The following is a 12440-nucleotide window of genomic DNA, read 5'->3' on the forward strand; positions in this document are numbered from 1 at the left end:
TCGCGGTTGCAACCGAAGGCGGTCATCAGCGGTCTCGGTTTCGAGACGGCCGACCGCTACGGGCGCTACCTGCAAGCAGATTTCGACAAAGTCAGTATTGCCACCTTGCTGCTACCTTCGGGGATGAACGGCGATGAGGACTTGAACCAGAAGTTCAAGCTCATGGACGACTTCGGCAAGTACCTGGACAAACAGCGGCGCAAACGTCGCGAGTACATTTATTGTGGCTCGCTGTATGTTGCGCAGCAGAAGCTAGACATCAAGAACTGGCGCGACAGCCAGCAATCCCCGGGCTTCCTGGCGCCAGAACGCGCCTGGATGGACGAGATTGTCGGCAACATGGGCTATGTCGATGCCCTGCGTGAAGTCAGCCGTGAAGGCGACCAGTACAGCTGGTGGCCGGACAACGAACAGGCCGAGATGCTCAATCTGGGCTGGCGCTTCGATTACCAGATCCTGACCCCAGGCCTACGGCGCTTTGTGCGCAGTGCACGCCTGCCGCGTCAGCCACGGTTCTCGCAGCATGCACCGCTGATCGTCGACTACGATTGGACGCTGACCATCTAAGCGTCGATTCACAGTTGAAAAAATGCCCGTATCGCAAGGTACGGGCATTTTTTATGTCTCGGATTCAAGCAGTCCGAACCTCAAATCACGGCAAAAAACGGCAAGACCAGGTACAGCTTGATCACGATGACATTGATGATGTCGATGAAGAACGCTCCCACCATGGGCACCACCAAAAACGCTATCTGCGAAGGTCCGTAGCGCTGCGTTACCGCCTGCATGTTGGCAATGGCCGTTGGCGTCGCACCGAGACCAAAACCGCAATGCCCTGACGCCAGCACGGCCGCATCGTAATTGCTGCCCATCATTCGGAACGTTACGAAAATCGCAAATAGCGCCATGACCAAGGCTTGTACCGCCAGGATGATGAAGATCGGCAACGCCAGCGCCGCCAGATCCCACAACTTGAGCGACATCAGGGCAATAGCCAAAAACAGCGACAGGCTGACATTGCCCAGGACCGAGACCTCACGCTCGAATACCTCATACAGGCCAAGCGCCGACAGCCCGTTGCGCAAAACCACCCCCACGAACAGGACACAAACAAACGTCGGCAACTCGAATGCGGTCCCTTGCAACCAGCCATTCAACAGATTGCCGGCCAACAGACTGACCGCGATCAGCGCGAGCGTTTCGATAAATGAAAACGGCGTAATCGAGCGCTCCTTGTTTGGCTGCTCAAAGCCTTTGGGCAGCCGAGGCGCGTCCTGACTTTTGCAACCGGGCACTTGCACACGCTTGATCAGCAGACGAGCAACCGGGCCTCCAATCAAACCACCCAGCACCAAGCCAAAGGTCGCAGCGGCAATCGCCAACTCCGAGGCGGAAGCCAGACCGTACTTCTCACTGAATACCGTTCCCCACGCGGCGCCAGTACCGTGACCGCCCGCCAGGGTGATGGAACCTGTCAGCAGGCCCATCAGCGGATCGAGTCCGAGCATTGTGGCCATTGCGATTCCCATGGCGTTCTGCACGACCAGAAGCCCGGCAACCGCGAGTAGAAATATCCCAACGACGCGACCGCCCCTCTTCAGGCTGGCGAAATCCGCACTCAGGCCAATGGTGGCAAAAAACGCCAGCATCAAGGGCGTTTGCAGCGAAGTGTCAAAGCGCACTTCAATATCAAGCGTGCGCATTAACAGAAGCGCCAAGGCAACTACCAGGCCACCGGCTACGGGTTCGGGAATATTGTAGTTGCGCAAAAAACCAACACGAGTAACAAGTCCGCACCCCAGCAGCAACACTAAAGAGGCGGCCACGAGCGTTCCATAAAAATCGAGCTGAATCATTGGGATTATTCTTGGCTATATATTCAGAGGCGAACTTTTTACCTGGGCACGCCTATTGAATCGGCTGATTGTCTCAACACTGATTGCTTTTGATTCAAGGACCTTCGATGGCTTGAATATATCGAAATATTTCTGACGAAGTATGACGTGCGGCAACTTTAACAATCGGCCAGTCTTATTGCCAAGTACATGAACGACACTAAACCAGTGCAGTTGTGACTAAAAGTGTAGAAACGATAGTTATATATAAATCCATACTACCGCTGATCGCAGACAGACTTTTCCTACACACCAGAGACGTTAATTCAGTTGCAAAAATACAAATGCCCTGACAAGTCAGGGCATTTGTTTTAACGCATTGCGAACGTCATCCGCCGCTCACACGAGGGGAGCGCATTGATCGTTATTTGATCAATCGCCAAGTGAACGGATAGCGGTACGGGAAGCCCTCATTGGCCTTCACGCCCCCAATGATCGTCAGTACCAGCGCACCAATGGCCAACAAACCAAACAGGAAGAAGCCGATCACCAGCAACATCAGCAACAGGCAGATCGCCGAGGCAATCGCGACGGTAATCTGGAAATTAAGCGCTTCCTTGCCTTGGGCATCGATGAACGGATCCGTCTCGCGCTTCATCTGCCACAAGATCAGCGGCCCAATCAGGCTCCCAAACGGAATCCAGAACCCCAGCAAGGCGGACAAGTGACAAAACATGGCCCATTGGCGAACCTCCTGGCTCGGTTTGGGCAGCAACTCTTGCTCGTCACTCATCGCGTTCTCCTTGCGGGTTCGAACCTGCTCAGTCGGCCAGTGCAGCCTTTTGCAGTTCGAAGATTTCGTTCATGCCTTTCTTGGCCAGTTCCAGCATGGCGTTCAGGTCTTCAGGCTGGAACGGCGCGCCTTCAGCAGTACCTTGCACCTCGATGAAGCCACCGGAGCTGGTCATCACTACATTGAGGTCCGTCTCGGCCGCGGAATCTTCAAGATAGTCCAGATCCAGCACTGGCTCGCCCTGATACATGCCCACAGACACAGCGCCGATCATCTGCTTGAGCGGGTCGCCACCCTTCAGGCCGCCACGCTTCTTGATCACTTTCAGTGCATCGACCAGCGCAACCATGGCGCCCGTGATGGAAGCAGTACGGGTGCCGCCGTCAGCCTGGATCACGTCGCAGTCGACGTACAGCGTCACGTCGCCCAGCTTGGACATGTCCAGCGCAGCGCGCAGGGAACGGCCGATCAGGCGCTGGATTTCCAGAGTACGACCGCCCTGCTTGCCACGGCTGGCTTCTCGCTGGTTACGCTCGCCAGTGGCGCGCGGCAGCATGCCGTATTCGGCGGTCAACCAACCCTGGCCCTGACCTTTGAGAAAGCGCGGCACACCGTTTTCAACACTCACGGTGCAGATGACTTTGGTATCACCGAATTCGACCAGTACCGATCCCTCGGCGTGTTTGGTGTAGTTGCGGGTAATGCGGATCGAGCGAAGCTGATCGGCAGCGCGACCACTTGGACGTTTCATAGGAGATACCTGTACTGGGGACGGAAAACTGCCGAGCATTATAGAGCGGTGCACCGCCACTGGGCACGGGTTAAAAAATCGGGCCGACGATCGAAGGCCCTGAAACACGCATTACCGACGGGCTGCAGCCCTTTGTCACACCGTGTGTTTGGGCGCCTTCGCCGCACTGCGCTACAATCCTGCGCCTTTGCTGCCAGTCGGCTTAAATTCATTGATATCGCGCCTGCGGAGCTCACGTTCCGCGCCGATCTGCATTGCGAGGTCACCGCCATGGTGCACAGCATGACCGCCTTCGCCCGCGTCGAAAAAGCCGGCGTCCAGGGGACCCTGAGCTGGGAATTGCGCTCGGTCAACAGCCGCTATCTGGAACCGCACCTGCGTTTGCCTGAGTCCTTTCGCGACCTCGAAGGCGCCGTGCGTGAGGCGCTGCGCCAAGGCCTGTCGCGGGGCAAACTGGAATGCACCCTGCGCTTCACCGAAGAAAGCACCGGCAAACCGCTGCAAGTCGATCGCGAACGCGCCGCGCAACTGGTCGCCGCCGCCGAAACCGTGGCGGGCCTGATCAAGAACCCTGCCGCACTCAATCCTCTGGAAGTGCTGGCCTGGCCGGGCGTTCTGGTTGCTGACGCGACTGATCCGCAAGCCCTGAACGCCGATGCGCTGGCGCTGTTCAATCAAGGCTTGAAAGAGCTCAAGGCCGGCCGCGAGCGTGAAGGCGCGGAACTGGCGCGACTGATCAACGAGCGCCTGACGTCCATTGAAGAGGACGTCGTGACCCTGCGTGAACTCGTGCCGCAGATGCTTGCCACCCAGCGCCAGAAGGTCCTCGATCGCTTCACCGACATGAAAGCCGAGATGGATCCGCAGCGCCTCGAACAGGAAATGGTCATGCTCGCGCAAAAAAGCGACGTGGCCGAAGAACTGGATCGCCTGAGCACTCACATCATCGAAGTTCGCCGGGTCCTCAAGTCCGGCGGGGCGGCCGGGCGTCGCCTGGACTTCCTGATGCAGGAACTCAACCGCGAAGCCAACACACTGGGCTCCAAGGCCTTCGACCCGCGCAGCACCCAAGCCGCCGTCAACCTCAAGGTGTTGATCGAGCAGATGCGCGAACAAGTGCAGAATATTGAGTAAGGCTACCCCGACATGACCCACAGCACTGGCACCCTTTACATCATTTCCGCGCCCTCGGGTGCGGGCAAGAGCAGCCTGGTCAAGGCGTTGACCGATGCCAATCCGGAGATTCGCGTATCGATCTCCCACACCACTCGCGCCATGCGCCCGGGTGAAGTGAATGGCGTGAACTACCACTTCGTCGAACGCAACGAGTTCGTGAAGATGATCGAGCACGGTGATTTTCTCGAGCGCGCCGAAGTCTTCGGCAATCTCTACGGCACCTCGCAAAGTCACCTGCAACAGACACTGGATGAAGGCCACGACCTGATTCTGGAAATCGACTGGCAAGGCGCCGAGCAAGTACGCAAGTTGATGCCGCAGGCACGTTCGATCTTCATTCTGCCGCCATCGCTGCAGGCCCTGCACCAGCGCTTGACCAATCGTGGTCAGGACAGCGACGAAATCATTGACGGCCGCATGCGCGAAGCCGTTAGCGAGATGAGCCACTACGTCGACTACGACTACCTGATCATCAACGACGATTTTGCCCATGCTCTGGACGATCTGAAGGCGATTTTCCGTGCCAATCAGTTGATCCAGAAGCGTCAGCAGCAGCGTAACGGTAAATTGCTGGCCGAATTGCTCGGCTAAACAGCACTTCCCAAAACCGCTGCAAGGGCTTTACATTGGCACTTGCAGCGCGTTGAAGGGCTTGGTCAAAAAATCAGCGCTTCCCTAATCGCTGGTGATTTTTTAAACTGTTCAGTCCGCTCGCCCAACCGGGCAGCGCGCATATTGCATTCGCTCCGAGGAATACCATTGCCCGCTTAACCGTTGAAGACTGCCTAGAACACTTGGATATCCGCTTTGAGGTGGTCATGCTCTCTACCAAGCGTGCCCGTCAACTGGCCACCGGCGGCAAAGAGCCTCTGGTCCAGTGGGAAAACGACAAGCCTACCGTTGTAGCCCTGCGTGAAATCGCTGAAGGCCTGATGAGCTACGAGTTCATCGCCAACGCTGAAATCGTTGAAGACGAACCGCTGTTCGCAGCGTTCGAGGACGAGTCCAACGAGGCCGTCTAAGCCTATGCCTGGTCGACGTAGCACGGCGCGGGGTCACAGCTTACGGCAGGAGTCATCATGCCGAGCATAGACGCCCTCGCCGATCGCTTATCGACCTACCTCGGCAATGACCAGGTCAACCTGGTCCGCCGAGCGTATTTCTACGCCGAACAAGCCCATGACGGCCAGCGCCGTCGTAGCGGCGAGGCGTACGTCACGCATCCTCTTGCGGTGGCGAACATTCTTGCCGACATGCACATGGACCATCAGAGTTTGATGGCCGCGATGCTGCATGACGTGATCGAAGACACCGGTATCGCCAAAGAAGCGCTGCAAGCGCAGTTCGGTGAAACCGTGGCCGAACTGGTCGACGGGGTCAGCAAACTGACCCAGATGAATTTCGAGACCAAGGCCGAAGCCCAAGCGGAAAACTTCCAGAAAATGGCCATGGCCATGGCGCGCGACATTCGCGTGATCCTGGTCAAACTCGCCGACCGCCTGCACAACATGCGCACGCTGGAAGTGCTGTCCGGGGAAAAACGCCGGCGCATCGCCAAGGAAACCCTGGAAATCTACGCGCCCATCGCCAACCGGCTGGGCATGCATGCGATCCGCATCGAATTCGAAGACCTTGGTTTCAAAGCCATGCACCCGATGCGTTCCGCGCGGATCTACCAGGCGGTCAAACGCGCCCGGGGCAACCGCAAGGAAATCGTCAACAAGATCGAAGAGTCCCTTGGTCATTGCCTCGCTATCGATGGCATCCAGGGCGAAGTCAGCGGTCGCCAGAAACACCTCTACGGCATCTACAAGAAAATGCGCGGCAAGCGTCGGGCCTTCAACGAAATCATGGACGTCTATGCGTTCCGGATCATCGTCGACAAGGTCGATACCTGCTACCGCGTGCTAGGCGCTGTACATAATTTGTACAAACCGTTGCCGGGTCGTTTCAAGGATTACATCGCGATCCCCAAGGCCAACGGCTACCAGTCGCTGCACACCACGCTGTTCGGCATGCACGGCGTGCCGATCGAGATTCAGATCCGCACCCGCGAAATGGAAGAGATGGCCAACAACGGCATCGCTGCCCATTGGCTGTACAAATCCAGCGGTGACGAACAACCGAAAGGCACTCACGCCCGCGCCCGTCAGTGGGTCAAAGGCGTGCTGGAAATGCAGCAACGTGCCGGCAACTCGCTGGAATTCATCGAGAGCGTGAAGATCGACCTGTTCCCGGACGAGGTCTACGTGTTCACGCCAAAAGGCCGAATCATGGAGCTGCCCAAAGGCTCCACGGCGGTCGACTTCGCTTACGCAGTGCACACCGACGTCGGCAACAGCTGCATCGCTTGCCGGATCAACCGCCGTCTCGCACCGCTGTCCGAACCGCTGCAAAGCGGCTCCACGGTCGAGATCGTCAGCGCTCCCGGCGCGCGTCCGAACCCGGCGTGGCTCAACTTCGTGGTCACCGGCAAGGCGCGCACGCACATTCGTCACGCATTGAAACTGCAGCGCCGCTCCGAATCCATCAGCCTCGGCGAACGCCTGCTGAACAAAGTCCTCAACGGTTTCGACAGTTCGCTGGAGAAGATCCCGGCCGAACGCGTCAAGGCGATGCTCACCGAGTACCGCCTCGAACTGATCGAAGACCTGCTTGAAGACATTGGCCTGGGCAACCGCATGGCCTATGTGGTCGCCCGCCGCCTGCTCGGCGAAGGCGAACAACTGCCTAGTCCGGAAGGCCCGCTGGCGATTCGCGGCACCGAAGGCCTGGTGCTCAGCTACGCCAAATGCTGCACGCCGATCCCGGGCGACCCGATTGTCGGGCACCTGTCGGCGGGCAAAGGCATGGTCGTGCACCTGGACAACTGCCGCAACATCAGCGAAATCAGGCACAACCCGGAAAAATGCATCCAGCTCTCGTGGGCCAAGGATGTCACCGGCGAATTCAACGTCGAACTGCGCGTCGAGCTGGAACACCAGCGCGGCCTGATCGCCCTGCTCGCCAGCAGCGTCAACGCGGCCGACGGCAATATCGAGAAAATCAGCATGGACGAACGCGATGGTCGCATCAGCGTCGTCCAGTTGGTGGTCAGCGTCCACGACCGTGTGCACCTGGCCCGCGTGATCAAGAAACTGCGCGCCTTGACCGGGGTGATCCGCATCACCCGCATGCGTGCATAACTCAACCATTACAAGGAGTCATACATGACCAAGACTGTTATCACCAGCGACAAGGCCCCGGCCGCCATCGGCACTTACTCCCAGGCGATCAAGGCTGGCAACACGGTCTACATGTCGGGCCAGATTCCTCTGGACCCAAAAACCATGGAACTGGTTGAAGGCTTCGAAGCCCAGACCGTTCAGGTGTTCGAGAACCTCAAAGCCGTTGCCGAAGCCGCCGGCGGTTCGTTCAAGGACATCGTCAAGCTGAACATCTTCCTCACCGACCTGAGCCACTTCGCCAAGGTCAACGAGATCATGGGCAAGTACTTCGACCAGCCATACCCAGCCCGCGCCGCCATCGGCGTTGCTGCCCTGCCGAAAGGCTCGCAGGTTGAAATGGATGCCATTCTGGTCATCGAGTGATGCGCACGGCGCGGCCTTCAAACGCCGCGCCGACTGCTCAGCAAGAAAAGGTTTTGAAAGGACTCCACCATGCGCAAAGCGCTAGCTCTCTCGCTGCTCGCCATCCTCCTCGGCGGCTGCGCCAGCAACCCTGCCGACCGTGACATCAGCGGTACCTGGATCAATCAGGTGGCGATCGATGCCGCAGCCAAGGGCGGCCCCCTGCGCGAAGCGCTTCAGGCTTACGGCCCGAACCTGGAATGGGACGTCAACACCAAGGCCAGTCAGGCCCGCTACACCAACGGTTTTGAGAATGTCGAAGGACGGCTGCTGGGCGAACAGTCCGGCGCCTGGAAAGTCGACTTCTATGGCAGCTCCGCCAGTGAGCTGAAACGCGACGGCAGCCAACTGGAGCAGGCCGCGAGCGAAAACGAACCGGAACAGGTTTTCGACCGCGCACAGATTCCCGTGCCGGAAGGCGCGCCGATCGGTGCCAGCTTCGAACGTGCGCTGTACTCAGCCTACATGGGCGGCAGCTGGAAAATCGTCAGTGGCCAGGGCGAAGGCAGCACGGTGCAGTTCCAGGCTGACGGCCAGGTCTCGGGCCTGCCTGGCGCCGACCGCTACGCCTTGTGCCTGGCAGGTGACTGCGCGTCGATGAGCAATGGCAACGACAGCATGTGGCTGCAACACAATGGCCAAGGCAACAACTGGCTATTCGTGCGCAAGGGTAATGAGCTGGAGATCCTCCAAGCGGTGAATACCGCCCTGGCGGACGAACAACCGCAGTTCACCCCGGGTGAGCGCAAGTGGTTGCTCGAGAAGCAGTAAGCACGCGCTGAGAACAGCACATAAACCTGTGGGAGCGGGCTTGCTCGCCAAAGCGGTGGATCAGTCGACATTAAAGTTGCCTGACACTCCCTCTTCGCGAGCAAGCCCGCTCCCACAGTTGTTTTCAGGGGTGTCTGGAGGTCAGCATTTACCTTCAAGGATCGCAGCGTAGCCTTCGCGATAAGTTGAATACTTTGGCGTCCAGCCCAACGCTTTCGCCCGAGCATTGCTGCAGCGCTTGCTGCCGGTGCGCCGCACGCTGGCATCCTCCGCCCATTCGGTAACCCCCAGATACTCGCGCAACCAGCCCACCACTTCGGCCAGCGGCGCCGGCGCATCATCGACACCGATGTAGACAGGATCCAGCGCCACACCACGGCGATCCGCCTCCAGCAAAAACGCCAGCAACCCCGCCGCATCATCGGCATGAATGCGATTGCCATACAGCGGCGGCTCGACGGCCACACGATAACCGCGCCGCACTTGGGTCAGCAGCCATTCACGGCCCGGTCCATAGATGCCGGTCAAGCGCAAGACGCTCGCCGGGATGCCACTGTTGAGTGCCACCTGTTCGGCCTCCAGCATCAACCGACCTGAATAACCCGCAGCGATTGTCTCGCAGTTTTCGTCGACCCATTCGCCACCTTGCTGCCCATAAACACTGCTGCTGGATACGAATATCAGCCGCTCGGGCACCTGCCCGTAGTCGTCCAGCCAGCTCAGCACGTTCTGCAAGCCCTGCACGTACGCCGCGCGATAACCGGCCTCGTCGTGAGCAGTGGCTGCCGCGCAATACACCAGGTAATCCACAGCGCCCACTGGCCAGGTCGCCGGACAGTCTTCATTGAACAAGTCGCCGGCAACACCGATCACACCGTCCGGCAAACGCGAGACATCACGGCGCAGACCATGAACCTCCCACCCTGCGGTCAACAGTTGCGAGGCAAGACGACTGCCGACATCACCACAACCGGCAATCAAAACAGAAGGCGCGGACATCAAAAAACTCCCATCGGAAAGGGACAGACTAGCCGTGGCACGGGACAAGCGGCTAGCCATCAAGGAAAAAAAGTTACTCTATTACTTTTGTTAACAAGAATTAATTGCAATAATGCACGCCACTTTTGTTCTCGGCCTCACGAGGCCTGGAAGAGCAACAACGTTTTTCTATCTCAGGTCCGGCCAGCATGACACGTAATCAAATCCCCGCTTCGCCAACCATCCGACCTCGCGCCTGGAGGGCGGTTGCAGCTCTGCTGCTCAGCCTGATGCTGGCACCGACTGCCGCTTTCGCCGACACACAAGCGCCAGCGACTCCAGCCGCCACCGAGCAGACTGCGCCCGCGGCTGCCGCACCTGACGCGACTGCTCCTGCTCAAGCCCTCGACGCCACACCGGCCGAAGCGCCTGAAGTCCTCGAAGCCGACAACTCCCTGGGCATGGCCCACGACCTGTCGCCATGGGGCATGTACCAGAACGCCGACATTATCGTGAAAATCGTGATGATCGGTCTGGCCATCGCCTCGATCATCACCTGGACCATCTGGATCGCCAAAGGCTTTGAGCTGATGGGCGCCAAGCGTCGTCTGCGTGGTGAAATCGCTCAACTGAAAAAATCCGCCACCCTTAAAGAAGCCAGCGCCACTGCGGCGAAGGAAGGCACCCTCGCCAATCTGCTGGTTCACGACGCACTCGAAGAGATGCGCCTGTCGGTCAACAGCCGCGAGAAAGAAGGCATCAAGGAACGCGTCAGCTTCCGTCTCGAACGTCTGGTTGCAGCCTGTGGTCGCAACATGAGCAGCGGCACCGGCGTCCTCGCAACGATCGGTTCCACCGCGCCGTTCGTCGGCCTGTTCGGTACCGTGTGGGGCATCATGAACTCCTTCATTGGCATCGCCAAAACCCAGACCACCAACCTCGCCGTCGTGGCACCCGGTATCGCTGAAGCACTGCTGGCCACCGCATTGGGTCTGGTTGCCGCGATTCCAGCGGTCGTCATCTATAACGTGTTCGCCCGCTCCATCGCCGGTTACAAGGCGCAGGTGTCCGATGCGTCGGCTCAGGTGCTGCTGCTGGTCAGCCGTGACCTCGATCACCAGCCTGAGCGCAGCTCGCAACCGCACATGGTGAAAGTGGGGTAATCGGCCATGGGCCTGCATTTGAAAGAAGGCGCAGACGACGATCTGGCCGAGAACCACGAAATCAACGTCACGCCGTTCATCGACGTGATGCTGGTGCTGTTGATCATCTTCATGGTGGCTGCCCCGCTGGCCACCGTGGACATCAAAGTCGACCTGCCTGCCTCGACCGCCAAACCGGCGCCGCGGCCCGAGAAACCGGTGTTCCTCAGCGTAAAAGCTGACCAGCGCCTGTTCCTCGGCGAAGACGAAGTGACGCCCGAATCCCTCGGCGCCACTCTCGACGCCCGGACCAAAGGCAAAAAAGACACCACCATCTTCTTCCAGGCTGACAAAGGCGTGGATTACGGTGACCTGATGAGCGTGATGGATAACCTGCGCGCCGCCGGCTACCTGAAGGTGGGTCTGGTCGGCCTCGAGAGTGCAGTCAAGAAATGATCACGACGCGCCATAAGCTGACGCGTTACGGCGCCAGCCTCGCCGTGGTGCTGGGCGTTCATGCGCTGGCCATCGCGCTGGTACTGAACTGGACGGCCCGCCCGCCCATCGAATTGCCACCGCAGGCAATGATGGTCGAGCTGGCACCGCTCCCGGCCCCGCCACCGCCGGCTCCGCCGAAAGTCGTCACACCGCCGCCGCCACCGGCTCCGGTTGAAGAGTTGCCGATTCCGAAACTGGCTGAAGCGCCAAAAGCCGAAATTGCGTTGCAAAAGCCCAAACCGAAGCCAAAGCCTAAACCGCCGAAGCCGGTCGAGAAGAAGCTGCCCGATCCACCCAAGGAAAAGCCTTCCGAGGAAAAACCGGCCGACACGCCACCGCCCCCCGCACCGACGGAGAAATCCGCCCAGCCGGCACCGGGCCCGTCGCCCGCGCAAATGGCCGCTAAGGCCAGTTGGCAAAGCTCTCTGCTCGCGCATTTGGCCAAGTACAAAAAGTACCCGGACAGCGCCCGGGCACGAAACAAGACCGGGACCAACCGTCTGCGTTTTGTGGTCGATGGCGAAGGCAACGTGCTGTCGTTCGAACTGGTGGGCCGTTCCGGCAACGCCGATCTGGACCGGGCCACCCTGGAAATGATCCGCCGCGCCCAACCGTTGCCCAAGCCACCGGCCGACATGTTGAACAATGGCTCGATCGAAATTGTTGCGCCGTTTGTTTACTCACTTGAGAAACGCCGCTGATCCAGTGCGCGAGCAAGCCCGCTCCCACAAGGGTTATGGGTCGCCCCCTAGATCCGAAACAAAGGCACCCAAACAGACTGTGTGAAAACACACTGATGAAGGCCCAACAAAACGCCCCGACTTGTTCGGGGCGTTTGTTTTTGTGCGGGCAACAGACGAAAAAAGG

Annotated in this window: 14 protein-coding genes; 10 read left to right on the forward strand and 4 right to left on the reverse strand. The window is 59.1% G+C overall.

Annotated features, from left to right (window positions below; translation table 11 throughout):
• On the forward strand, window positions 1-567 hold a 567-nt coding region (locus ACIOWA_RS25975), incomplete at its 5' end, for a catabolite repression control protein Crc (RefSeq protein WP_401162628.1).
• An 80-nt stretch (window positions 568-647) separates the two neighbouring features.
• Here the strand turns inward: ACIOWA_RS25975 and gltS are convergent.
• The 3 genes from gltS to rph form a co-directional block, all read right to left on the reverse strand.
• Window positions 648-1856, reverse strand: a complete 1209-nt coding sequence (gene gltS, locus ACIOWA_RS25980) for a sodium/glutamate symporter (protein WP_339433790.1) — start codon at window positions 1854-1856, stop codon at window positions 648-650.
• A gap of 403 nt (window positions 1857-2259) precedes the next feature.
• The gene (locus tag ACIOWA_RS25985) at window positions 2260-2628 is read right to left on the reverse strand and encodes a DUF4870 domain-containing protein (protein ID WP_221730897.1); all 369 of its coding nucleotides are present in this window, start codon (window positions 2626-2628) and stop codon (window positions 2260-2262) included.
• A 28-nt stretch (window positions 2629-2656) separates the two neighbouring features.
• Entirely contained in the window at window positions 2657-3379 is a 723-nt protein-coding gene (gene rph, locus ACIOWA_RS25990; RefSeq protein ID WP_095187917.1) for a ribonuclease PH, read from the reverse strand.
• A gap of 270 nt (window positions 3380-3649) precedes the next feature.
• Between rph and ACIOWA_RS25995 the strand changes: the two genes are divergently transcribed.
• The 6 genes from ACIOWA_RS25995 (at window position 3650) to ACIOWA_RS26020 (ending at window position 8955) form a co-directional block, all read left to right on the forward strand.
• Window positions 3650-4513, forward strand: coding sequence for a YicC/YloC family endoribonuclease (locus tag ACIOWA_RS25995; RefSeq protein ID WP_339433791.1), 864 nt, complete (start codon window positions 3650-3652; stop codon window positions 4511-4513).
• Window positions 4514-4525: 12 nt separating this feature from the next.
• Window positions 4526-5146 carry a guanylate kinase gene (gene gmk / locus ACIOWA_RS26000; protein WP_221730899.1) on the forward strand — a complete coding sequence of 207 codons (621 nt, stop codon included), beginning with the start codon at window positions 4526-4528 and terminating at the stop codon, window positions 5144-5146.
• Window positions 5147-5313: 167 nt separating this feature from the next.
• A complete protein-coding gene (rpoZ, locus tag ACIOWA_RS26005) occupies window positions 5314-5577 on the forward strand; it encodes a DNA-directed RNA polymerase subunit omega (RefSeq protein WP_401162636.1) in 264 nt (87 codons plus the stop codon).
• Window positions 5578-5634: 57 nt separating this feature from the next.
• Window positions 5635-7740: a bifunctional GTP diphosphokinase/guanosine-3',5'-bis pyrophosphate 3'-pyrophosphohydrolase gene (gene spoT / locus ACIOWA_RS26010; protein WP_007920338.1), complete on the forward strand. Its 2106-nt coding sequence runs from the start codon at window positions 5635-5637 to the stop codon at window positions 7738-7740.
• Window positions 7741-7764: 24 nt separating this feature from the next.
• The gene (locus ACIOWA_RS26015; RefSeq protein WP_003229509.1) at window positions 7765-8145 is read left to right on the forward strand and encodes a RidA family protein; all 381 of its coding nucleotides are present in this window, start codon (window positions 7765-7767) and stop codon (window positions 8143-8145) included.
• A 69-nt stretch (window positions 8146-8214) separates the two neighbouring features.
• On the forward strand, window positions 8215-8955 hold the full coding sequence (locus ACIOWA_RS26020; RefSeq protein WP_339433792.1) for a hypothetical protein: 741 nt from the start codon (window positions 8215-8217) through the stop codon (window positions 8953-8955).
• A 141-nt stretch (window positions 8956-9096) separates the two neighbouring features.
• On the opposite strand, the gene ACIOWA_RS26025 is transcribed toward ACIOWA_RS26020, so the two are convergent.
• The gene (locus ACIOWA_RS26025; protein ID WP_339433793.1) at window positions 9097-9954 is read right to left on the reverse strand and encodes an SDR family oxidoreductase; all 858 of its coding nucleotides are present in this window, start codon (window positions 9952-9954) and stop codon (window positions 9097-9099) included.
• A 188-nt stretch (window positions 9955-10142) separates the two neighbouring features.
• On the opposite strand from ACIOWA_RS26025, the gene exbB reads away from it, so the two are divergent.
• From exbB to ACIOWA_RS26040, 3 genes are read left to right on the forward strand one after another with little or no spacing between them, the layout of a single operon-like run.
• Window positions 10143-11096: a tonB-system energizer ExbB gene (exbB, locus tag ACIOWA_RS26030; protein WP_339433794.1), complete on the forward strand. Its 954-nt coding sequence runs from the start codon at window positions 10143-10145 to the stop codon at window positions 11094-11096.
• 6 nt (window positions 11097-11102) lie between these two features.
• Window positions 11103-11531 carry a TonB system transport protein ExbD gene (exbD, locus tag ACIOWA_RS26035; protein ID WP_401162632.1) on the forward strand — a complete coding sequence of 143 codons (429 nt, stop codon included), beginning with the start codon at window positions 11103-11105 and terminating at the stop codon, window positions 11529-11531.
• Window positions 11528-12274: an energy transducer TonB gene (locus tag ACIOWA_RS26040; protein ID WP_401162634.1), complete on the forward strand. Its 747-nt coding sequence runs from the start codon at window positions 11528-11530 to the stop codon at window positions 12272-12274. The genes exbD and ACIOWA_RS26040 overlap by 4 nt, the downstream gene beginning before the upstream one ends.
• The last annotated feature ends 166 nt before the right edge of the window (window positions 12275-12440 follow it).

The organism is Pseudomonas sp. NPDC087614 (assembly GCF_044743485.1).
Taxonomy (GTDB): domain Bacteria; phylum Pseudomonadota; class Gammaproteobacteria; order Pseudomonadales; family Pseudomonadaceae; genus Aquipseudomonas; species Aquipseudomonas baetica_A.

What these genes read in the sequence shown, in the direction of transcription:
- ACIOWA_RS25985 (WP_221730897.1), bottom strand. Translation starts at nt 2,628, where the DNA reads ATGAGTGACGAGCAAGAGTTGCTGCCCAAACCGAGCCAGGAGGTTCGC.
- ACIOWA_RS26025 (WP_339433793.1), bottom strand. Translation starts at nt 9,954, where the DNA reads ATGTCCGCGCCTTCTGTTTTGATTGCCGGTTGTGGTGATGTCGGCAGT.
- exbB (WP_339433794.1), top strand. Translation starts at nt 10,143, where the DNA reads ATGACACGTAATCAAATCCCCGCTTCGCCAACCATCCGACCTCGCGCC.
- gltS (WP_339433790.1), bottom strand. Translation starts at nt 1,856, where the DNA reads ATGATTCAGCTCGATTTTTATGGAACGCTCGTGGCCGCCTCTTTAGTG.
- ACIOWA_RS25995 (WP_339433791.1), top strand. Translation starts at nt 3,650, where the DNA reads ATGGTGCACAGCATGACCGCCTTCGCCCGCGTCGAAAAAGCCGGCGTC.
- ACIOWA_RS26015 (WP_003229509.1), top strand. Translation starts at nt 7,765, where the DNA reads ATGACCAAGACTGTTATCACCAGCGACAAGGCCCCGGCCGCCATCGGC.
- ACIOWA_RS26020 (WP_339433792.1), top strand. Translation starts at nt 8,215, where the DNA reads ATGCGCAAAGCGCTAGCTCTCTCGCTGCTCGCCATCCTCCTCGGCGGC.
- rph (WP_095187917.1), bottom strand. Translation starts at nt 3,379, where the DNA reads ATGAAACGTCCAAGTGGTCGCGCTGCCGATCAGCTTCGCTCGATCCGC.
- ACIOWA_RS26040 (WP_401162634.1), top strand. Translation starts at nt 11,528, where the DNA reads ATGATCACGACGCGCCATAAGCTGACGCGTTACGGCGCCAGCCTCGCC.
- spoT (WP_007920338.1), top strand. Translation starts at nt 5,635, where the DNA reads ATGCCGAGCATAGACGCCCTCGCCGATCGCTTATCGACCTACCTCGGC.
- gmk (WP_221730899.1), top strand. Translation starts at nt 4,526, where the DNA reads ATGACCCACAGCACTGGCACCCTTTACATCATTTCCGCGCCCTCGGGT.
- exbD (WP_401162632.1), top strand. Translation starts at nt 11,103, where the DNA reads ATGGGCCTGCATTTGAAAGAAGGCGCAGACGACGATCTGGCCGAGAAC.